17 protein-coding genes are annotated in these 23,567 nt (G+C 36.9%); 6 read left to right on the top strand and 11 right to left on the bottom strand.

Features of this window, described 5'->3' with window-relative positions:
- Positions 1-144: 144 nt before the first annotated feature.
- A complete protein-coding gene (locus QM524_RS06195) occupies positions 145-954 on the top strand; it encodes an alpha/beta hydrolase (RefSeq protein ID WP_283343906.1) in 810 nt (269 codons plus the stop codon).
- Between the two features lie 55 nt (positions 955-1,009).
- Here QM524_RS06195 and hpf read toward each other — a convergent pair whose 3' ends face one another.
- A complete protein-coding gene (gene hpf, locus QM524_RS06190; protein WP_095160830.1) occupies positions 1,010-1,366 on the bottom strand; it encodes a ribosome hibernation-promoting factor, HPF/YfiA family in 357 nt (118 codons plus the stop codon).
- Between the two features lie 460 nt (positions 1,367-1,826).
- On the bottom strand, positions 1,827-3,551 hold the full coding sequence (locus tag QM524_RS06185) for a VRR-NUC domain-containing protein (RefSeq protein WP_283343905.1): 1,725 nt from the start codon (positions 3,549-3,551) through the stop codon (positions 1,827-1,829).
- A 403-nt stretch (positions 3,552-3,954) separates the two neighbouring features.
- On the opposite strand from QM524_RS06185, the gene QM524_RS06180 reads away from it, so the two are divergent.
- The 3 genes from QM524_RS06180 to QM524_RS06170 all read left to right on the top strand — a co-directional run bounded on the left by QM524_RS06180 (position 3,955) and on the right by QM524_RS06170 (position 8,946).
- Positions 3,955-5,142, top strand: a complete 1,188-nt coding sequence (locus QM524_RS06180; protein ID WP_283343904.1) for a phosphoglycerate kinase — start codon at positions 3,955-3,957, stop codon at positions 5,140-5,142.
- A gap of 198 nt (positions 5,143-5,340) precedes the next feature.
- On the top strand, positions 5,341-7,860 hold the full coding sequence (locus QM524_RS06175) for a bifunctional UDP-N-acetylmuramoyl-tripeptide:D-alanyl-D-alanine ligase/alanine racemase (protein ID WP_283343903.1): 2,520 nt from the start codon (positions 5,341-5,343) through the stop codon (positions 7,858-7,860).
- A gap of 336 nt (positions 7,861-8,196) precedes the next feature.
- Positions 8,197-8,946, top strand: coding sequence for a DeoR/GlpR family DNA-binding transcription regulator (locus tag QM524_RS06170; protein ID WP_095160835.1), 750 nt, complete (start codon positions 8,197-8,199; stop codon positions 8,944-8,946).
- Positions 8,947-9,023: 77 nt separating this feature from the next.
- On the opposite strand, the gene QM524_RS06165 is transcribed toward QM524_RS06170, so the two are convergent.
- Positions 9,024-9,518, bottom strand: a complete 495-nt coding sequence (locus tag QM524_RS06165; protein ID WP_283326170.1) for a DUF3592 domain-containing protein — start codon at positions 9,516-9,518, stop codon at positions 9,024-9,026.
- Between the two features lie 518 nt (positions 9,519-10,036).
- Positions 10,037-11,113 (bottom strand): magnesium/cobalt transporter CorA, encoded by a 1,077-nt coding sequence (gene corA, locus QM524_RS06160; RefSeq protein ID WP_283343902.1) that lies wholly within the window; start codon positions 11,111-11,113, stop codon positions 10,037-10,039.
- Between the two features lie 245 nt (positions 11,114-11,358).
- On the opposite strand from corA, the gene mce reads away from it, so the two are divergent.
- Positions 11,359-11,760 carry a methylmalonyl-CoA epimerase gene (gene mce, locus QM524_RS06155; RefSeq protein ID WP_283343901.1) on the top strand — a complete coding sequence of 134 codons (402 nt, stop codon included), beginning with the start codon at positions 11,359-11,361 and terminating at the stop codon, positions 11,758-11,760.
- Positions 11,761-11,847: 87 nt separating this feature from the next.
- Here mce and QM524_RS06150 read toward each other — a convergent pair whose 3' ends face one another.
- The 7 genes from QM524_RS06150 to QM524_RS06120 all read right to left on the bottom strand — a co-directional run bounded on the left by QM524_RS06150 (position 11,848) and on the right by QM524_RS06120 (position 20,653).
- Positions 11,848-12,855, bottom strand: coding sequence for a LiaI-LiaF-like domain-containing protein (locus QM524_RS06150; RefSeq protein WP_095160839.1), 1,008 nt, complete (start codon positions 12,853-12,855; stop codon positions 11,848-11,850).
- A gap of 19 nt (positions 12,856-12,874) precedes the next feature.
- The gene (locus tag QM524_RS06145) at positions 12,875-13,306 is read right to left on the bottom strand and encodes a PspC domain-containing protein (RefSeq protein ID WP_095160840.1); all 432 of its coding nucleotides are present in this window, start codon (positions 13,304-13,306) and stop codon (positions 12,875-12,877) included.
- Between the two features lie 250 nt (positions 13,307-13,556).
- Positions 13,557-14,231, bottom strand: coding sequence for a hypothetical protein (locus tag QM524_RS06140; protein ID WP_095160841.1), 675 nt, complete (start codon positions 14,229-14,231; stop codon positions 13,557-13,559).
- A gap of 104 nt (positions 14,232-14,335) precedes the next feature.
- Positions 14,336-15,538, bottom strand: a complete 1,203-nt coding sequence (locus QM524_RS06135; RefSeq protein WP_283343900.1) for a THUMP-like domain-containing protein — start codon at positions 15,536-15,538, stop codon at positions 14,336-14,338.
- Between the two features lie 68 nt (positions 15,539-15,606).
- Positions 15,607-17,025, bottom strand: coding sequence for a TolC family protein (locus tag QM524_RS06130; protein WP_283343899.1), 1,419 nt, complete (start codon positions 17,023-17,025; stop codon positions 15,607-15,609).
- A gap of 5 nt (positions 17,026-17,030) precedes the next feature.
- Positions 17,031-18,407, bottom strand: coding sequence for an HlyD family secretion protein (locus tag QM524_RS06125; protein ID WP_283343898.1), 1,377 nt, complete (start codon positions 18,405-18,407; stop codon positions 17,031-17,033).
- A gap of 62 nt (positions 18,408-18,469) precedes the next feature.
- The gene (locus QM524_RS06120; RefSeq protein ID WP_283343897.1) at positions 18,470-20,653 is read right to left on the bottom strand and encodes a peptidase domain-containing ABC transporter; all 2,184 of its coding nucleotides are present in this window, start codon (positions 20,651-20,653) and stop codon (positions 18,470-18,472) included.
- Between the two features lie 438 nt (positions 20,654-21,091).
- On the opposite strand from QM524_RS06120, the gene QM524_RS06115 reads away from it, so the two are divergent.
- A complete protein-coding gene (locus QM524_RS06115) occupies positions 21,092-23,500 on the top strand; it encodes a DUF5686 family protein (RefSeq protein ID WP_283343896.1) in 2,409 nt (802 codons plus the stop codon).
- Positions 23,501-23,567 lie beyond the last annotated feature (67 nt).

The following is a 23,567-nucleotide window of genomic DNA, read 5'->3' as shown; positions in this document are numbered from 1 at the left end:
ATATTGCTGGAGCTATCTTTTTGAATGCTGTTGGATATATCCAAACGAGAAATTTGCAAAATCTGTTTTGTATAAAATTTAAGCTATTTTTGTTTCCAAAAATCTATTGAAGAAACAACTCCATCATCTTATTTCTAACTATCTATGAAAAAAAGTACATTATTTTTCCTGTTGCTATTTGTCCAATTTATTGGATTTGGTGCTACCGATACGATTCAGGTAAATAGTCAGTTTTTGAAAAAGAAAAGCCCGATTGTAGTGGTAACTCCTCAAGCCTATACGACATCTGGTGACAAACATTTCCCAGTGATTTATTTCCTTCATGGCTACAGCGGTAATCATCGTTCATGGGTAGAATCCTCTCCCGACTTCCAACAGCTCGTAGACCAATATCAAATAATTGCCGTTTGCGTAGATGGCGGTTACGATAGCTGGTATTTCGACAGTCCTATCGAACCAACTTATCAGTACGAATCCTATATTTCAAAAGAACTCATCCCATTTGTTGACAGTAAGTTCAAAACCAAGGCCGAACCCAATGGACGAGCTATCACAGGTTTGAGTATGGGCGGACATGGCGCATTGTATCTGGGCACTCGCCATCCTGAGTTGTTTGGCGCAATGGCAAGTATGAGTGGAGGGGTTGATATCGCTCCTTTTCCAAATAATTGGAATATCAAAGGTCGACTCGGAAAATATGAAGAGAATAAAGCTGTATGGGAAAAAAATGCTGTAATCAATCAAACCTTTACGCCAGCTCAAACGATTTTGATTGACTGTGGAATTGATGATTTCTTCATTGGCGTTAATCGTGCTTTACACCAAAAGCTCATGGATAATAAAATTCCTCACGAATATACCGAACGCCCAGGAGCTCACAATTGGAAATATTGGTCGGTATCGGTACGAAATCATTTTTACTTTTTCAATGCTTTCTTTAGTGGAAAAAAATAAAAGCTTTTACTAAGTACAAAAAAATAGCCCAAGCTTTCACTTGGGCTTTTAATATTTAGCTTTCAGAAGCCATTGACAAATTCATCAGAACTTGGCGACTGCCTAAAGACTTTTCTTGCGCTTTTTCTTTGAACCTTTTTAATTGAACTTTCAACGCTTCGATTGCAATATCCATTGCTTCTTCGAAGGTAGTAGCCATCTCCCTCACAAATAGTGTAGCACCCGGCAAATTGATTTTCACTTCTAACGTTTTACTTCTGACCTTCGTACTGTCCCCTTTATCGAGTCGGAGGAAAACTTCCCCACCGGTGATTTTGTCGTAAAACGTATCCAACTTATTCAACTTAGATTGGATAAACTCCAACAACTTCTTGTCTGCGTCGAAGTGAATTGAATGCACCTGTAATTTCATACGCACTCTAGTTTAAGGTTAAAAGATAATTTATCTCTCAACGAGGCACTGCTTAATTTTAGTGTATAAAATATAAGGCTGAACAGTTTTTGTATATCTGGTATGATGTGCCAATGACGTTGAGTAGAAATTTGCTCAAGCTTGGAGTTGGGAACTAGCGTTACGATACTTTCATCAAAAGGCTAACTCCTCAGACTCCAAACTTATGTTATGTAAAAGCCCCATTCTTTCACAGGACTGAAGTACATTATTGAGCGATTTCCTTAGAATGAATTTAGAAGATTAATTTGATATATCCAAGCTCATTTTGCAGATTCTTCGAATAATCAAAACTAGAAATCTTCTATATAACAGAACAAGCTCATAATCTTGAAAATGTACAAAAAATAAGAATTTGTTAAGATTTTATTATATTTTATCCAAGAAAAAATAACACTTTTCCGTGTTATTAAACCGTAGATTAAGCAGTTATTAACTCTGTATCAGACTTTTTCCATTCTATTCGGAGAACCTTAGCTCTCAAATTTATGCTCTCAAAAAACCCTAACCAATAGAGTTGCTGGTTGGAAAGACTATCGGTCGGTGACTTTACTTCTATAAATTGATAGTCGCCATCGTCCCAAATAAAAAGGTCGGGAAAGCCTCTGACATTTTCACGAAGATTGCGAGCCATCTCCAGCATCACAGCCTTCACTTGCTCACTCGAAAGACGTTCTAATAAAGTAATCACTAAAGGAAATAAGCCTCCGTACCAGTCTACCAAGGGATTGGTAATACCATATTTTTCAAAGAAAACTCGATTCAAAAAGACATTCCAAGTGTCGGGATCTTCCAATATTTCGAGACGCTCTTCCATCTTTTGCCTACGCTTTTCAAAAAATGTTGGTTTAAACAAATCTGAAGGCGAGCGTTGAAGTGGATGATGAATAGCCATGCTTTCTGTATCAAAAATAATATCCCAAAAAAGTAAGCCAAACAAACTTCTCCAAAGGTGATTTTCTGTGAAAGCAGCTTTCTTGTTCAGTTTTTCATAATGGTCTATTACTCCAAACTCAACTTGGCGTTGCCATGATTTATCTAATGCCAAAACGTCTGCTTTTTGGAGCTTATCAGTTACCGCTTTTTTAGCCTTTTTCTTAGCATTTTGTGCTTCTAGCTTATTAAAAAAATCAAGGGCAAAAAACTGTTCATCCGCATTTAGTGGCTCCGAAAGAATTTGCTCACACAAGGCTTGTGCCTCCTCATTATTTTTGATTTTGTGCAAAATACGTACTTGTCTTTCTCTGGAAGGAGGCTCTGGCGTGAGTCTAAATACAGGCAAGGCTAGATCTGGAAATTTGGCCTTTTCAAAATAACTCCCCACTTTCAAAGCAAATCTTGCATAGCTGGGCTGGGCTATCTCAGAAAGTGATTCCTTATGCTTTTCTGTCCAAGTCATAAACCAATGATATATTTCCTCTGGCGCTATGTTTTGCTCCTGCATTTCATAAAAATCTTCTCTCGCCAAACTCACTTTGAATTTATCCTCCGCCTCTTGTCGACTCTGAAAATGTGGAACCAATTGATCCATATCGTAGTGCTCATAAGTTTGAAAGCCTAAATCTCGCACCACAAATTCGGTCATATCGCCATAACGACTTCCGAAGAATAAGAACTTGAGCATTTGTACTTCTTCCTCATAATTGACTTTTATAATAGCAGGTTTTTCGGCGATTTCGGGATTGAGCCACGCCACCATTTCATCAAAAGTAGCTGATTCTAAAAGCCAGTCGAGGAGCTCCTCTTTTTTAAGGCCATTTTTACCCTTAACATCCAAATTCAACATTTTGGCTAACTGAATCAGCTCAGTCTTGTTAAGAATATCCAAAACATTTCCTACCCAAGCAATATGCTCATGACTAAGCCCAGATAAAAAGTTTTTAGTGATTAAGGTATCCAGCGTGGTATCAATATTTTCGATTTCTGAATATTTCAATTTATCAGTTTTGAAAAACGAACCCCTACGATTTGAGAAACGAATATATAAACATTGTTCATCTTCGCTGAGCGCTTCAAATGCCTGAATAAAAGCATTTTCTTGCTCATTGAGAATGAGGGCATATTTCTGTTTGACAAAATCCAACAAATACTGAAAATAGGTTAAATAGTATTTAGGAGGAAGTTCTTTTTTCTCGATTGGTATCATAAAATTGTATTGAGCTTCAAAAGTAATATTTGCTATAACAGAACGGATTTAATGCTCGAATAATTCAGGAAAGAAGAATACATGAAAGGTTTTAGTCAAAATAGTACAAATACCGAAGCTCGACTTTGTATTATTTAAATATTCTTGTAAAAAATGTAACTTATTGCATAATTTCTAATTAAAAATACTCAAATGATTGTGTTTTTTCGTGAATTATTCTTGAAAAATGTATATTTGCCACGAAGATTTTTAAAGGAAAGTCAACGAAGCATCAAGATTATAATAATTTTACAAATTATTAATTTCACGTAATATTATTTTGAAATAACTAGACGTTTCGTAATTTTTCTTTGTTGATTCACAAATCTCCCAATAATAAACAACTATTAACATAAGAAAAAAAATGAAGACTGTCAATTCCTTCAATTTTGCAGGCAAGCGTGCGTTAGTTCGTGTTGATTTTAACGTTCCATTGAACGAACGTTTCGAAATCACTGATGATACTCGTATTAAGGCAACTATTCCTACAATCACCAAAATCCTTAATGATGGTGGTTCGGTTATCTTGATGTCACACTTGGGAAGACCAAAAGACGGTCCAACTGAAAAATATTCATTGAAGCACTTAGTAAATCCATTGTCAGTAGTATTTGGTCGCAAGGTGAAATTTGCTGACGACTGTATCGGACAATCGGCTATCGATCAAGCTGCTGAATTGCAAGCAGGTGAAATCCTTTTGTTGGAAAACCTTCGTTTTTACAAAGAAGAAGAAAAAGGAAATGTTGAGTTTGCTGAAAAATTGTCAAAATTGGGCGATGTTTGGGTAAATGATGCCTTTGGTACTGCTCACCGTGCACACGCTTCGACGGCTGTAGTTGGTCAATTCTTCGAAGACCGCGTATGTGGTTATGTGATGTTGGCTGAAATCGAAAATGCTAACAAAATTTTAGAAAGCGCTGAGCGTCCATTCACAGCAATCATGGGTGGTTCTAAAATTTCTGATAAAATCTTGATTATCGAACGTCTTTTAGACAAAGTAGACAACCTGATCATCGGTGGTGGTATGACTTATACTTTCTCTTTGGCTGAAGGTGGCAAAATTGGTAAGTCTATCAACGAGCCAGATAAAGTAGAATTAGCGAAATCATTGTTGGAAAAAGCAGAAGCTAAAGGTGTAAAAATCTATATGCCATTAGATAATACTTGTGCTGATAACTTTAGTAATGACGCTAACCGTCAAATCGTAAATCGTGGCGAAATTCCTGATGGCTGGGAAGGTCTTGACATCGGTCCTGAGTCTGTGAAATTGTTTAGCGAAGTAATTGCTAGCTCTAAAACAGTTCTTTGGAATGGTCCAATGGGTGTATTTGAATTCCCTAACTTTGCTATCGGTACAAACGCTATCGCTGATGCAGTGGTAAAAGCTACTGAAGAAAACGGTGCATTCTCATTAATCGGTGGTGGTGACTCAGCTTCGGCTGTAAACAACGCTGGTTATGGTGACCGCGTATCTTACGTATCTACAGGTGGTGGTGCATTGTTAGAATACATGGAAGGAAAAGTTTTGCCAGGTGTAGCTGCTTTATCATAAGCCACTTAGCTTTTTCTAATATAAAATTAAGATAAGTGAGGTAATTTTTACCTCACTTTTTTTGTTTCTATTTCATAAGGATTTAATGATGGATTGCGCTAAAAGTGATACTTTCGGGTGGATTTTTCTAAATAGATTTATTGAAATCTCTCTCAGGCTCAATCATAAATCCCTCAATATTTTTGGATATTTTGTAGAATGAAATTTCAAACAGCCCCCATTAGCACCCACGCCCAATATTTGCTGAATGACAGTCGCCAGCTTTCATCTCCAAGTTCTTCTATTTTCTTTGCCATAAAGGGGCTTCATCATGATGGACATCAGTATCTCGACGATTTATACCGTAAAGGCGTTCGTGAATTTGTGGTCGAAAAATCAGCTTGTAATATAGGTGTCATGCGAGAACTTTCTCAAATGCCAGAGGCAAAGGTTTGGCAAGTAGAAGATAGCATTTTATCTATGCAAGAAGTGGCTGCACAGCACCGCGCTCAGTTTACTATTCCTGTCATTGGAGTAACAGGGAGTAATGGTAAAACAGTCGTAAAAGAATGGTTATCACAGTTATTAGCTAATCGTTTTCAGATTGTCAAAAGTCCTAAAAGCTATAATTCGCAGATTGGTGTGCCTTTGTCGGTATGGCAAATGAATAAAGCGCATACGTTGGCAATATTCGAAGCAGGAATTTCTCGTCCAGAGGAAATGGAGGCTTTGCAAAAAGTCATTCAACCAACCATCGGCATTTTCACAAACATTGGTACAGCTCACAATGAGTTTTTTACTGAAACAAGTCAAAAAATTCGAGAGAAAATGAAGCTGTTTCAACAGTCCAAAACTTTAATATACTGCTCTGATTACGTTGAGATTGACGAGATCGTAAAAAAGGAATTCATTTTTGAAAATCCTTCATGCAAAATCCTTTCATGGTCACGAGTTTTACCATTTGGTATTAGGGTTGATTGGGAGGTCGGACTTCAAAATACCTTGGTTACGCTTCAGCTAGACGACCCCGATACTGAAAAAGAGGATTTACCATTTCAAGGTGGACATGCGATGAAACTCGATGTCCCGTTCACAGACGAAGCCTCTATTGAGAATGCGATTCATTGCATTGTTTCTATGATTCATTTGGGTTATAATGAACTAGAGATTCAAGCTCGTCTGCAAATCCTTCGTCCCATTTCGATGCGACTTGAAATGAAACAAGGAGTCAGAGGAAATTACTTAATTGACGATACCTACAATAACGATTTAGCAGGTTTGACAATCGCACTCAACTTTCTTAATCAGCAAAAGCAAAGAGAAACAAAAGTATTGATTTTGAGCGATTTGCTTGAAACGGGAGTTGTCGAAAGCGAACTTTACAAACATATTGCACATTTGGTCAAGGCCAAACATTTGGATATGGTCATTGGGATTGGCGAAATTATTACCCGTAACTGTGGTTTGTTTTCAATTCCTGCCAAAAATGGAGTGCACGAAGGAGCGCTACATTTTTTCAGAACTACCCAAGATTTTCTTGAAAGTAGGCTCATCAAAGAAATCAAAGATAGTGTTATTTTGGTCAAAGGGGCACGCAAATTCGGCTTCGAACAGGTAGTCAGTAAATTGGTCAAGAAAACCCACGGCACTATTCTCGAAATCAATTTGGATGCTATCACGCACAACCTCAATTACTACAGAGATAAAATTGGTCAACAAACCAAAATTATGGTAATGGTGAAGGCCTTCGCCTATGGTGCAGGAAGTACTGAAGTTGCCAATCTATTACAGTTTCATGGCGTAGATTATCTAACGGTAGCCTATGCAGACGAAGGTGTAGCTTTAAGACAAAATGGCGTTTATTTACCTATTATGGTTATGAACCCCTCTCCCAACGATTTTGAGCAAATTATTCAATATAATCTTGAACCCGAAATTTATAGTAAACGCATATTAAGGGAATTTTCAGAATATATCGATGAACATCATTTAACTGCCAAAATACACATCAAGCTCGATACAGGAATGCACCGCTTGGGCTTTGAAAAGCACGAATTGCCTGCTCTATTAGAAGTACTAACCTGTAATCCCAACCTTTGGGTGTCGACCATTTTTAGTCATTTGGTTGGTGCAGACGGTGCCGAACATGATGATTTTACCAGAAATCAAGCAGCGCTTTATACCGAGATGGCAAACGAGATTTCTGAAGCAATTGGTTATTTTCCTTCAAGACATCTTGCCAATTCAGCAGGAATAGCACGTTTTCCTGAAGCACGTTTGGATATGGTGCGTTTGGGAATTGGGCTATATGGCGTAGCTGCTACCCCCGAAGACCAAGCGCAATTACAAACCGTGGGTACGCTCAAAACGGTTATTTCCCAAATAAAAACAGTTGATGCCAACGAAACTGTAGGCTACAGTCGCAAAGGAATCCTTAATCGAAAAACTAAAACAGCCACAATTGCTATTGGCTATGCAGATGGTTTTGACAGAGGATTTAGTCGCGGCAATGGCGAAGTGCTAGTACACGGAGTTCGCTGTAAGGTGATAGGTAATATCTGTATGGATATGTGTATGATAGATGTAACCGATGTGCCAAATGTACAGGAAGGAGATGAAGTCATTATTTTTGGGAAAGACTTATCGATCATCGAGCTGGCTCAAAAAATAGATACTATTCCTTATGAAATTTTGACCAATGTAAGTGAACGAGTCAAGCGAGTTTTCTTTCAAGTGTAATAAAAAAAGAAAAACGGTGTCAGCAGAGCTGTCACCGTTTTTTAATAACCCTTCAGAACATTATTCTTACTATCCAATTATTAATACTAATTATTCTCTAAAGATATAAAAATGGTTAATTTTTTACAAGACAAAGATATAAAAAACTTTTCAAACTATTGCAAGTAAATTTGCAAAAAATTGCAACAGTTTGAGACCTTTTTTCAAAGTTTTGCGAAAAAAAACTTTCCACTCTAGGATATTAGCAAGAAATAATTGTAAATTTGACCACTTATTATAATAAAATAGAAGTGCTTGCAATCTTGGGCAAGCGTGGGCCATTAAAGGTTTAAAGGTATGCTTAAAGAAGAACGTCAACAACTAATTCTAGAAAAGTTAGGAACTGACAAGAAAGTAACATTAGTAGAGCTGGGGCAGTTATTAAATGTCTCGTATGATAGTGTAAGGAGAGATGTTATAGAGCTAGAAGACCGAGGACTTTTGAAAAAAGTACATGGGGGAGCTATTGCCAACTCATACTTATCAATGAAGGCAAGTCGTGGCTTGGGTATTGCTAACAATGAATTTAATATCATTACCAAAAAGGCTCAAAAACTGATAGAAAATCATTCTATCGTATTGATGGACGGAGGGACAACCAATTTTTATATTGCCGAACAACTCCCTAAAAGTCTGGAAATCACAGTTGTAACAAACAATCCTCATTTAGCAACGGCATTGGCTGAGCACCCCAAAATTGAAGTGATCTTACTTGGTGGCTCATTTTATAAACGGTACCAAATAACTCTGGGAAGTAAAACCATGCAGGATTTGGAGCATATCAATGCCGATCTATACTTCATGGGCATCAACAGTATCCATCCACAAAAAGGATTAGCTATCAGACAATATGAGGAATCTCTACTCAAACAAAAGATGATGAGCGTTGCTAAAAAAACAGTAAGCTGTGTGATTGAGGAGAAAATGAACCGTGTAGAAAACTATAAAGTATGTGATGTAGACGATTTGGATTATCTGGTGACAAGCCTTAATCCAAATGAAAAAATACTACAACCTTTCAAGGGAAAATCAGTAGAAATACTATAGTTTGCATGAGATTGCAAATACTTGCATAAAAAAAGGTGTTATCGCTAACACCTTTTTTTATTTTATGGAGACCTTAATTACTTAAGAGCAATTGGCATTTGTGCATGTGCTGTTAGAATTGCGCTTGCAACTAATAACAAAGCCCCAAGAACAAAGAATAAACCAGGTTTTGTACCAGGAATACTCGAAGTTCCCAAGGTAGAATCGTATGGGTTTTCAGGATTAAAGCGAACCTCAACTTTTTCACCCACTTGACTGATTCTTGGCATTCCAGTCTCAGATTCAATTTTGAAAGTTCTTCCTTTGAAGCTAAAAGACACAACAGGAAAATAAATCGGCGACTGACCCATTTTGTCACTACGCTCGTAACGTTTACTTACCTCTACGATTTCACCTTCCGTAATTTGTGAATGCTCCAACCATGATTGACGCTTTCTAGAAATTACTAAACCTAATACTATCAGTGCAACAGAAACTACCATAAATATAACCATTACCACTGGAGGTACACCAGTGAATGGCTGAGTCGGACGACCCGAGATTAACAAAATCGAAGCAAACACGCTTTCCATACTCTTCTATGATTTTTAGTGATTATCTAAACCATTGGTTACTTAGACCATTTTATAATTCAAATATCCGACTAAAGTATCAGAAAATCAAGCAGTTAAAACTCCTTCACAAAATTTCAACATCTTCTAAAATAACCCACAAAGCCTTCAATTTTATCTTTTTTCAAAGGATTTATAGAATTTTAAAACCTATTTTTTTAGAAATGAATATTTTTTTGAAAAAATACATTGATTTTGCACCCATAGTTGCCTTAAAAAATATTTTTTGATTTATGGCAATTATTTATTGCACTTTTTGTAGTTAAATACTTCATAAATCAACCATTCGCAGAGTCAAAATACAATTTGATAATGATAGAGGATTCATATTTACCCTGTTTTTGTTAAAAAAGTATATTTTTCAATAAAATAGGGTTATAAAAATAGCATTATCGCTCAAAAACATAAAAAAACTTTTTTTTACAACTAAGTAAAATCAGTTTTTTAGCAAATCTCAAATATGAGTATTTATTACTAGACTACAGCCAACCTTTTCGTTTAAACCCAATCAACATTAAAATCACCATGACAATCATGACGATCCAAACAACAGGGTAACTGTATTTCCAGTGCAATTCGGGCATATTATCAAAGTTCATCCCATAAATACCAGCCACAAATGTCAGAGGCATAAAAATGACCGAAATGACCGTAAGCACCTTCATAATATTGTTCATTTTATTGCTCACTTGCGAAAGATACAAATCCATTAGGGAGGCAATCAAATCACGATGTGAATCAATATTTTCAATCAATTGTGAAGTATGATCGAGTACATCTCTAAAATATAGCGAAGTATAATGCGTAATACTTGGGTAGTCCTCACGTAGGACAGTTGCTATCATTTCTCGCAAAGGATAAATAGATTTTCGCAATGCCATTTCTTCCCGTTTCAAACCATATAATTCTCGCATTGCGATCGGTTTGGCATCTTGAATAATATCCTCCTCCAAACGCTCTATCTCATCAGAAAGGCAGTCTAAACACATAAAATAGTTATCTACGACTAGGTCTATTAGGCAATATATCAAGTAGTCGACTCCATTCTTACGAGTTTTACCTGCCGATGCCACAATTCGATTTTGAACAGGTAGAAAAATATCGGTGGTACGTTCCTCCTGAAATGAAAGGACACAATTATCAATCAGAACTAAACTCAAATGCTCGCTTTCAATTTCTCGTGTAGAAGCATTATAATTGAGCATTTTGAAGGTAAAAAAGAGTTGATTTCCTTCGTAAGACTCAAATTTTGGTTTTTGCTCAGTATTCATGATATCCTCCAAAATAAGCGGATGCAAATTGAATATTTCACCAATTGTTGCAATCACTTGTGGTTCGTGAATACCGTCGATATTAAACCAATGCCTTTTATTTTTACTTAATTCTAGCTGATTCAAATCCGAAAAGTGTGGAATTTGACATACTTTATATTCTTCATTGTTATATTCTACCCAAGTGATTTTGGTAGCATAATTTACGTCCGCTCCTACATAGGTAAGTGTACCAGGTGAAGTGCCTAATGTTGTTTGAGAGTTATTTCTTTTACGTTTGGACATACCGACATTATTGAATTATGAGCATGAAACCTTCAATACAAAACCTTATCTTTCAACAATTTAATTACTCAAACCCACTTTTCTGTTACGCTTATTGGTGGGTATTTATCAAAAGAGTTATAACAATTTTAGGTTTGATAAATCTATTTGTGCTAAGTTGAGATAGTTTTGTGGCTATCAAATAATAGTTTTTAGATATTTGTCAAAGATAAATGTTTAATCGAAAATCAAAACAAAACCATAGGATGCAACACGTAGAACATATTGGTATTGCAGTGAAGAGCCTGACTGAATCCAATAGCTTATTTAGTAAATTACTGGGCGTACAACCCTATAAACAAGAAGGCGTAGAATCAGAAGGGGTTTTAACTTCTTTTTTCCAGACAGGACAAACAAAAATTGAGCTTTTAGAAGCAACGAATCCAGATAGTCCTATAGCAAAATTCATTGAGAAAAAAGGCGAAGGTATACACCATATTGCCTTTGAAGTCGAGGACATTGAATCCGAAATGACGAGATTAAAATCAGAAGGTTTTATATTATTGAACGAGGTGCCTAAAAAAGGTGCTGATAACAAATTGGTATGTTTTTTACATCCAAAATCAACAAATTCAGTATTGGTGGAACTGTGCCAAACTATTAAATAAAGGGTAATATTCATAAAGTAAAAAGGAGCTCTTCAAATCAATGAGAGCTCCTTTTTATTGTTATCAAAAATCAAGGTTCAGCAATTCTTAGTATCTTTTCACTTTCAAATCTTGCAATCCACCTTCAAAATTGATTAAGATTTTTTTGCTTGACTTGTCATAATTTGGAGATTCCCAATAGTCACCTCTCTTAGTGAAACCATCAAAGTTTTTCGAATTTAATCCGCCATCTACTTTGATTCGACAACCCACACTTTGGGGAACCTCAAACTCAATTGAAGTAAGTCCTGACTCTACGTTAACAATCATATTATCTGACAATTCACCCAATTTGATATCTGTTTTGGTTACCCCTGTTTTGATATCCAATTGTTTGATACGGTATGATGAAAAATCGAAATCTGCTTTTCCAGCACCGAATTCAAATTTCATGTTCCAAAGCACATTAGGGTTGAATTTCAAATCAACTTTATTATGACGGTCACTGTCAAAATTGATACCTTCTTTTTTTCCAGAAAGTTTGAATTTTACGTTAGGGTTATCGCCATCTCCAGTTTTTCCTAAAGAGATTTTTCCAAAATCAAGATCGGCATCTGCTTCTACTAACTCAGAAGTCCCACCGTCGATAATAAACTCTGCTGCTCCACCATTCAACTCAAAATTAGCAGTTTTGATAGATGAGCTCATTGGTTCGGTGATATGTTGCTTGCCACCAGCGCCAAAAGATTTTTCATCATCGTTATTATCATCTCTATTGTTATCTTCACTCTGGTCCTTATCGTCGTTGTTATCATTGTCATCATCAAATCTTAAATGGAAATTTTTATCTCCATCAAACACTTCTGACTTTACATCATCAACACAACTCTTGACCAATACCAATGGAATAAAAATAGCCATCATGATAATAGAAATTACGGTGGCTGAGCGGCTGGTTTTGCCCACGAAGGCCATCAAGCCCATGTAGATCAATAGCAATGGCCACATTCGAGCGATATCATGCCAGTGGATATGAAACCACCCATATTCTTTTCCGAGGAAGAGGATACCTAATATAATTAGAAAACCTCCTGCAAATATATTTTTAGAGTTCATGGCTTAAAGGTTTTGAATATTAGAATTGACCGTAATTATCATTATTGCCATTTGACTTTCTATCCTTGAAAATGATGTAACCACCTACACCAATAAGTACCAAAGGCCATAATTTATGCATATCAAAGCTTGGGATCCATTCATCTAAGAAGAAAACTAAGCCTAGGCCGATAAGTACGGCACCCCAAATTTTATTTGATTCTTTTTTCATATCAGGTTTATTAAAATTGAAAGCAGTGGCATCGTTTACAGTGGTGTCCCAAGTATTTTTAACTGGTAAGGCTATCCAAAGGATGATATACATCCAAAAGAAAAAGCCATGTGACAACACTGTTCCGAAGAAAAATATCAGTTGTATAATTACAGTTTCTATTCCGAATCTTTCTGAGAGTCCTGCACAAACACCCCCCAAAGTAGCTTTTGAAGGATTGCGATAAAGTCTTTCGTTCATGGTAGTAAGTATTAATTGTTACGAGGTTTGATGCTAGTTTCAAATCAAAGGTTACAGCCTAATTTAGTTAATTATTGGGATAATGTTGCTGTTTTGCCTTGTTTGATGTTCGAAAGTTATGTGGAGCTACAGAATTCTCAAGACGAAAATAAACGGACGGCAGTTTTTGACGGCTAAATGGAGTTTTTGGACGGGTCACAAAAAAAACTCCTAATCAAAACATACTTGATTAGGAGTTTTTCACTTTGACTTATTTTGGCAATTTTGTTCTTGCCTCTTCTAATTTCTTCTGCTGATTGGCCAGTTCTTCTTGAATTTTGATTTGATCTTTTTTGTTTTGTTCTACTTCTGAAAGAAGTTTTTCAAGCGCTACACCATTTTCTTCTATTCTTTTCAAAAGGCGTTCCTTTTCTTTTTTGTTGTCTTCAATAGACTTTACCAGTCTATCTCCTGATTTAGCAAACTTCTTTTGCTTTTCAGTGACATCATCCAAGGCTTTTTGTTGAATTCTTACATTTTCTTGTTGAGTAATCAGATCAACAAAGTTGTTGAGAAACTTTTCAGCTTGTGGGTATTGAGAATGCCCGCCATTGATATAAACTTGGTCTTCGAAACCAAAAGAAACAAATATTTTAGTACGCCCCTTATCATAAAATACTTTACTGACCACCATTAATGGAAGACTCGATACACTAGGGATATTAGCCCCTGTTATGCGATATACGCCACTTCTGCCGTCCTCTACACGCCCGTATTTGGCCAATTCTTGTGCCCAAGATTCTTTTACATATTTTTCATCGACTGATACTGTTGTATATAAGCCTTCTTTATTGGCACGGTCAACTTCGAGAGTTCCAGTAAAAACCTGGCTAAAGCCAGATTTGCCAATGAACAATAGGATGGATAAGATGAGAAGTTTTTTCATGATTTCGAAAATTTTGATTGTGTCTTACCAACGAATTTAGCGCTTATTCGGTTTGATTTCAAGCAACTATTTGAGTATTTGGTAGCTATAAGACTTATATCTCTTTAAGAAGTCACCTTTTGACAAACTATCACGATTTTTTGCCCTTGGGCATCGGTAGTGGCAAAAAGATAGGTATTCCCCCCTTCTTGAATTTTAAGTTTTTCTCTGATTTGTTTTACTGTTAAAGGAAAATTTCTGATGGTAATATTGGCTTGATTATTCGAAATAAATGGAGCAATGGCTTTTTTATCAAGTTTACACACTGCCAGAACTTCAAAAGAACGTCCTATAAAATCAGCCTGAAAAACTTTTGAAGTATATAAATGACTATGAGATGCAATTTTTTGTAATCCATAGCGACTACAAGGAAGCTTAAAAGCGCCTGCTTTTAATAATGCTACATTAGGTTCATACAAGTAACGAGCGGGCTGACCAATACTCGGAGCGGTTTGCGCTTCTTCTTCTTTGTAAAAACTCAAAGTCTGAGTATCCTGATTTTTATATAGCGCCACGCAAGTTATGACTGGAGCTTCGCTATAGTTTGATTTCAGGTGAAAAAGAACCTCCTTCACTTCGTTATCTACCGAAATTACCCAAATTTGTTTGATACACTTCAATTCTCGAATAGACTGGTCGAGGTCGAGCATAGGAGATGCTTTAATCAGAATATTTTCAGAAAATTGAAAAAGCAAGTCTTGGTATTTCACTACATCGGGTTCGCAATCACTCAAGGCAAAAACCTTCCCTCCTGCTTCATCACGACGATGTGGGTCAAGATATATCCAAGAAAAATGTGTTTGAGCAACAGCCTGCGCATTGAGCCATTCAATTGAATTACCGCCCACAAAGGCTATATGTTTTAAGCCCAATTGTTCAAAATTATACGCCACTATCTCTTGAAGTTCCTGATTTTGCTCAAAATGAAAAGCTTTCTGAAAACCTTGTGCCAAATAAGCCGTATCCACTCCCATTCCTCCCGTCAAATCAGCCAAACTTTCTCCTTGAATTAAACTTGCCTTGAATTGAGCCGTCACTTGCGACGAGCATTGCTCTACCGAAAGATTTGCAGGAAATATCAAGTTGGCATTGGCATACCAATCGGGTAATTTATGCTGAGCTTTTTGGCGAGCTTGAATTTGCTGAACCAACTTGGCTATGGGCAAATGCGGATAACGACGCGCCTGCAACATCAATTTGCTGGGTTCATCGTTGAGATGTTCTTGTATAAACTGGATTTCTTCTGGACTAAATAAAGGAGCGTTCATACCACAAAAGTACTAGAATAAATGCAAGGCAAAAAAAAGCCCCACAGCTTAAACTGTAGGGCTTTGGACTATAACTCACTTAAACCTGAGTAATATGCTAAACTTGCTAGTGCTTTTTCGTATTTACTTCGCAATGATTCAACCTTAACTTTCATATCAATAAACTTACTTTCACGAGAATTGATAAGGAAAAGTGTACTTTCGCCTATTTCAAACTTACGTTGTTCAGCTTTCAGTAAAAGTTCCTGATTGCTGGTCGCTTGTTGTTGAATAGAAAGCTGGCGTTCAAGGTTTTTTACATCGTTGTAAGCCGCATAAATATCATTGACGACCTCTCTTTTTGCTAAGTTGTATTCAAAACCTGTCGACAATTGCTTGATACGAACTTGTTCGAGCTTACCTCTTTCTTTTCGTAAAAAAATTGGCATTACAAATTCAACACCCATTTTATGATTATCAAAAGAAATACCTCCCTCTGGTCCGTAATTGCTATTGAGGGTTTTGGTAATAAAGTTAAAATTGAAATTCAATTGCGGTTTCAACAATTCCTTTCTAAGTTTTTCCTCTAATCCCAATTGTTTGATTTTGACATCCAACTTTACAATTTCGGGGTGTTGTACTTTTGCCTGAGTAATGAGGTTTTGCAAAGTAACCTCATCAAGTTTTCGGGTCGGAATTTTTGGGGGAATTGCGCCCTCAGGTAATTCTAATGGATTTTCGTTGGCATCCCACAAAAAATTAGAAAGTGCCAAACGAGTGTTTTGCAACTCTACATAAGCTTGCTCCAATGCTACCTGACGGTCTTGCAAGGTAATCTTTGCCTCCACAGAGTCAATCGCAGCTTGTTCGCCAATGGTAGCACGTTCTTTAGTTGCTATATATCGAGTATTTGCCAAATTCAAACCCTCTTCAATAAACTGCAATTGCTGATAGCTAAACCACCATTCCCAATAAGCTTTCGAAGCAGACAAAACGGTTTTGTTAATTAATTTCAATCGTTCTGCTTCAGAAATTGTCTTAGCCAATTGCGCCTGTTTTAAAGTGGTACGACGTGCATCGATAATCATCCCTTGTCCAATAGGAACAGTGATGCCCGCTACCAGTAATTCGGGAGATTCTTCGGGTAAAAGTTTTTTACCTGTACGATTTTCGTATCCTAATTTTAAATCTGTTCCTGTCCAAACAGGAACTTTTAGGGCGTTTTCCCAACGATTATAATACTCGCTTCCACCCAAAGCTTTACGATCGAGCGTAGAGCTAAGTTTGGGGTCAAACTGACCTTTAGCTTGCATAATTTCGGTTTCGGCATCGCGTGGGTACAAATCCGCTTGCTTTACCATGGGGTGATTTTTGAGCACCAAACTTTTAAAATCCTCAAAACTAAAAGCTGTCTGAGCAGATACTCTGAAGCCTGCAAAGCTCCAGAGTATAAGAATAAAAAAGAAAGGTTTGACAAGAAAAGCACCCTGATGTGTGTTATTCTGCATCTTTATCATTTTTTATCTTCTTTTTTAGCTTGTTTGTCAGGTTGTTTTTCCTCTGGTTCACTCTTTAAGTTGGCAGGGAAAGCATTGAGCTGACGCCATACTTCATACCAAATAGGGACATTGTCGAGCATTACCCAACCTACTACACCTGAGCCCATTCGCAATTGCTTTGGCCAAGGGTCATCTCCTTTTTTCGGAATTACTAGCATGCGATATTCTCCGCCCTTGCTATCTACTCGGTCAATAACTTTGACTGTACCACCAAATGTACCTACTGAAGTAGAAGGCCATCCCGAAAATACTAAAGCTGGCCAACCTTCAAACTGCAAGCGCACCTCACGACCTTCTTGGATAAGAGGTACATCCATCGCTTTTACATATAGTTCTACAGCTGTGTCAGGATTAGAAGGTTGAAGTGTGCAAATAGACTCTCCCTCTTTAATGGTTTCGCCAATACCTGCCTTCAAAGCCTTTACCACAAAACCATCCTGTGGGGCACGAACAACATATTGTCCGAGGCGATAATCCACATTAGAAATTTTATTTTGTAATTGCGACAATTCATATTCTCCAGTAGCAACCGACGATAATGCTGTACTTTTATCAGATTCTGCCTTTGAGATTTTCTCTGCATATTCTGCATTTACAGAGTTGAGTTCGATACGAGCATTGATAAGCTCTTGACGAGAAACCAACAATTTATTTTGTACCGAAACATACTTTGCTTTTGTTTCTTGCAATTTGAGCTTACGAGATTCAAGTTCGCTCAACGACACAATACCTCCATTTTTGTATTGATCTTCGCCACGGTCGTAACGCACCTGAGCGATATTGACTTGCACTTGTTCCGCCAACATATCGGTGCTATCCGATACTACTTTGGCTTGGTTTTGTTTTACCTTGTTTTTAGCTTTTTGTAAACTAAACTGCTGGTTTTGTTGCAAAGCCACAATTTGCGACTCAAGGGCTTTTACTTTTACATGATAGCTTTCAATAGCAGATTTTTTGGCAGCAAGTTGCTCCTGTAATCTTACCTTAAGGTTTTTATCAAAATAATCATCCTTGATTTCGGATACCACTAAAATAGTATCGCCTTTTTCGACATAGTCACCTTCTTTAACTAGCCATTTTTCAATTCGCCCAGCAATGATATTTTGAATATTTTGAGGACGATCTTTGGGAGTAAGTGCTGTAATATCTCCTTTGCCATTGACGTTTTGTTGCCAAGGCAAAAACATAACAAGCAACAAAACAACCCCAATTCCGATGAGCCATCGTTTCAAGACGACCGCTGACCGTGGCGTATGCAAGGTGTTGAGAGAGTATAAATCAAACTCCTCATGAACACGGTCGTGAACTTTTTGTTTTGATATATTTAACATGAGTAAATTCTTAAAATTACGTTTGAAATAATTGTTTTGGCTCAAAGCCTCTTGTTCAACAACTAATCCACCAATGACATAAACTTATCGTTTTTCATAAGCTGATCAAATGGTCCATCCAAAACGATTTCACCTTCATTCATTACTAAAACTCGGTCACAAGCGGCCATTACCATAGGATCGTTAGAGATAGTGAGCAAAGTCCAAGGGTTCTGTTTGTCAGCTAAAAATGAGATACATTTCATTCGCTCGGCCTTGTGTAGCTCACGATAGATATCAGTAATCATCAGTAGCTTTGGCTTTTCAACTACACATCTAGCCACAGATACTTTGGCGATAAAGCTTTCAGAAAAACGCTTACCTCCTGCGATCATTTGAGTACTGAGTCCATCGGGTAGCTCAGCTATTACATCTTGCATATTAAGACTGCGGAGCGCCCACTGCAAATCTTCAAAAGTGATGTTTTTACGTCCCATTACTACATTGTCGATTAATGAACCGTCAAAAATCAAGTCCACAGCAAGGTTGCGCTCAATTGCATCACGAACGGCATTTAAGTCCAAATCACGAATCGAAATACCATTGTAAGAAACAGAGCCTTCGTACTCAGTAAAAATCGCAGATAAGATTTTAAGCAAAGTTTCTTTACCTGATCCATTGGTACCAGTAATACAAATACTTTCGTTTGGACGCACATCCAAATTCAAGTTTCTCAATACCTTTTTATTTCCATCTGGATATTTATAACTCAAGTTTTGCAACTTGATGGCCATTCCTTCCGAATGCTGGTTAAAATCGTAGTTTAAGCCCGTTTGGCGCTCCAAAGGAAGGTCTGTTACAGTTCCCATTTTTTCAACGGCTGTCAACAAATCAAAAACTGTTTCGATACTACCAATCAATTTTTCGACAGAGTTTACCACTAAAACGATGATGATTTCAGAAGCAACAAACTGCCCAAGCGTAATTTGTCGGTCGATAACCAGAGCTGTACCCAATATCAAGAGCAAACCCGTAATAAACGCTTTAAAGAATACCGCATTTCCAAAAAGGATGAGTAGTACATTGAAATGTTTTTTGCGGTATTTAAGATAATTATTCACCAAATAGTCCATGCGTTGCATAGGCAAATTGGTAGAGCCAGCCGATTTGAAGGCATATAAAGTACGAGCAATGTCTTCTAGCCATTGTGCCACTTTGTATTTATACTTTGATTCAATCAAGCTGGATTCAAGTCCTTTGGGGGCATTGTAATAGACTACTAATGATACAACAATGACCATAATAGCCCCAAATGCGATGAAGTAAGGGTGATAAAGGGATAGCAAAATAATTCCAAACAGAATTTGGATTACGGCTGCTGTAACATCGATAAGTACTTTTGGAAGTGCTTTTTGAACATTGAGAATGTCAAAAAAACGATTCATTAACTCTGGTGCGTAGACCCCCAATAAGGATTCAGATTTGACTCTAGGGATACGATAGGTAAACTCGAAGGCAGCTTTGGCAAAAACCCTTCTTTGAAGAATTTCGACAAGCGTTTGTTGGTAAATTTGTAGGATACCCGAAAAGACAATTCCAAGTATTACAACACCTACTAAGACATAAACTGAACTAAAGAAAAGACCTCCTGATACAAGCCCAATGATGGCCTGAATGCCAAGTGGCAAGGTTAAGCTAATGATACCCACTACAATGGCATAAATATAAATTGTAGTAATATCTTTTTTCTCCTTACGAAGCATATTAAACAGCCTCTGTACAGGAGACAACTGCTCGAAGGCATTGTCCTCCGAAATATTCTCTAGGGGAAAGATTTTCAAAAATCTCACCTTCCCATTATTAGATTTGTCGGGAGCGCTTGAAACAGTAACGGGTCTAAAAGAAGAAGACAAAGAAATAGCTTCTGTTTCGTTATCCATGATACGCCAAAAGAAAGGCGCGTCATCTTTGAGCTTTCTGGATGCTAAAATTGGTCTAATCTCTCCGTGAGAATCATCAAAAAATATAATTGGATGAGAGCTTTGCTCGATTAGAACGTGGAACTCTTTGGCGTTAGCGTAGTTTTCGACTACTAAAAACTGTTGTTTTCTGGCCTCTTGGATAAGGTCATTCACAAAGTCGTTGATACTATCCTTTTCGTAAGTTTTGGTCGGCGATAGTGGTGACTGGTATGTGAAATTGTTAAATTCAGTGCCGTAAAACTCGGTCAGTTTCTTAACGATAAGGCTTAACTGAGTGCTTTGCATGTGGTTGTTGGTTTTTTAAAGGTTAATAATTAACTAACAACATAATTATTAGTTTGTTCAATTTGTTTGGAAAGAATCTAAATAATAAATCGAACGCACAAAATTACTTATTATTTTAGTGGCAATCGGGAGAGTGACATTAATCTTAGATTAGAATTTATTTCTTTCATAGGACTTCATGCATAGGACTTCATGTCGAGGACTATCAAAGAAGTACTTAAATTTGCATTGCCTTTTTTTATTTAGTAATTTAGCTTTAGGTAAAAAGTAATGGTATTATTTGACTAAAAAATAGACTTTTATCCTTTTTTCTTCTAAATAAATATCAGTATTTTTTTCAGATAAACAAAACTAAAAGAGGGCAATTTCCCGTTTATTTAATTTTGAGGATATTCCTCACATCAACCATAGAGCCAAAGCTTTGCTTTGCGAGTCCTTATGTTAAAAGATTTCATTCGGCCACTGATATTGTTTTTATCACTTTGCTGTTACCACTATACTGCCAATGCCTTTCATTCAAATACTTCAGACTCATCATTATATACAATCCAAGCGGTAAAAAAAGCCATTCAAAACGCTCCAAAGCACGATTTGCAACAGGCTAATTTTTCTGCTGAAACTTATATCCAGAATACAGGAAAATGGAATAGGATTCCTTCCATTTGGAAAAACCTTTTGAAAAAAGAAGGTTTGGAAAGTAAGCTTGAATACCAATCTGAATCATACGCCAAATTCAGGGTAGATTCATCGTACAACTATGTATTTGACTATCAGGCTGCACGCAATAATTATCATGCAGAGTCCCACGCAGACAAATTCGTAAATCCTAATTTTTACAAACCTGAGGTAGGTCCGAGTGCGATATCACCTTTATCGCCAAAGGCTTTACATTATTATGACTTTAAATGGTTAGGCTCAGATGTGTTGGCAGGAAAAGAAGCTGACTGGTTTTTGATTATTCCGAAACATGATAATGACGAAAAGGTATTTTCTGGGAAAATTGCTTTATCGAAAGAAGATGGCTGGATTGTTGGGTTAGATGTTTTCGTAAAACATTATGCTATCAAATATCACTTTGAAATTTCGTTTGAAACGGTTCAGCAGGTGGTTTTGCCTTCAAAATATCAAATCAAGGCTTCGGGTAAATTAATGGGATTTGAAGGCGAGTATCAGTATATTTCCCATGTCTGGAATTATAAACTTGGGCAAATAGCTCCTATTGTTCGACCTCAAGAGCATCAATTTCGTGAAATCTATAATATTCAAGAGCGAAACTTTGAGGTACAGCAATTTAAACAAGTAATGGGTACGCTAGGCTCAAACCTTGAGAACACTTGGAGCGATGCCAACATCCGTTCTGGTTTGAGAAGATACGATAAAATTAATCTTGATCTCCTTCCCGAATCCCAATCATCTGAGTGGTGGGATAACTTGAAACAGTCATACCAAGCCCAAAAATACATTCCAACGTTGTCGATTTCGGCAGTGTCAAAATCGACACTACCACCCCAACCCGACGAATATTCTACTTACCGACAAGCTAACTTAAAATTTGGGGTTGGTAGTATTTTGTTTAGCCGATCTTATTTTTGGGGGGATAACTCAAGAGGGTTTTATCCTCATGAAATTTACTACAAATCACCAGTACTTGATTTCAACTTTAATACTGTCGAAGGCTTCGTACAAAATACAGGTGCATTATATCGTTTCAGAAAAGCCCGTTATGATTGGTTTGAAATAGACCCAACATGGCGTTACTCTTACAATTTACAGAAGTCATCGGGCACACTGAAACTTCGTTGGAAAACTCAACAAGATGACATTAGTGTTACAGGAGGAAAGTTTGTATCGCAATACAATGTGGATACCCCTATCGCTTTTGACTTGAACTCTCTATCTACTTTATTATTGAAGAAAAACTATGTAAAGATTTACGAAAAAGAGTTTATTAATTTCAATTTAGTCGAACGAATTTCCAACACCTTGGCAATTCGTGGTTCGGCTGAATGGGCAAGAAGATTCCCTTTGGAGAATACCACTGACTATTATTGGATTAACTTTCAAAATACGCCCTATTTGCCTAATAACCCAGAAAATAAAGAAATTGGAATTACTGAGTTTAAAACCAATACAGCTTTTTCGGTTAGCTTTCAGGTAAATTATCGTCCAACCCTAAAAAAGCAATACCGTAACAATATAAGAATGGTAGATTTGTCTTCATCACCATTAATTATGTTCAAGTATCGTGGGGCATTCAGCGAAGTACTCAAAACTGACATAGATTTTCATACAGTAGAGCTTGGAATTACACATAACTTCCCAATCTCTCTTAATACAAACTTTAACTACATTGCACAAGCAGGGACATTTTTTGATGTCAAAAATATGACCTTCGCTGACTACAAACACTTTAATGGGAATAATAACATGATCTCGATTGGAGATATGTTGACAACCCACAGATTAGTAGGCTTTTATGACAATTATGTTTGGGGTGCAAGTAAGAAGTTTATCGATCCATTTTTGTATTCGACTAATGGTACATACATTGATATCATGACCATGGTTGGAATGAGAAAATTTCTAATTTCAAGATTAAATATTGCACGAAAATTGGCACTACGTGAAGAGTTCTTTGCGAACTATATGTATACAGCCAACAAGAATTTTCACTATGCAGAATTTGGCTATGGTATCGACGGTATTGCACGTATTTTCCGTTTAGAATTTGGCTACCGACTTGAAAATGGTACTTTCACAAAGGATACCCCAACCTCAAGAATTACCCCTATCATTCGTATTTCTCTCAACTCAAGAGTACGTGGAGGTGTAACACCTGATTGGTAATATGACATTGTTGATTTTGATAAATTGTAGAGACGTAAGGAATTGCGTCTCTTTTTTTATCTTTATA

This window comes from Flectobacillus roseus, assembly GCF_030056595.1.
In the GTDB taxonomy this organism is placed as follows: Bacteria; Bacteroidota; Bacteroidia; order Cytophagales; family Spirosomataceae; genus Flectobacillus; species Flectobacillus roseus.
The sequence above is the reverse complement of the archived record's forward strand: the minus strand, read 5'-3'. Positions and strand labels throughout refer to the sequence as shown.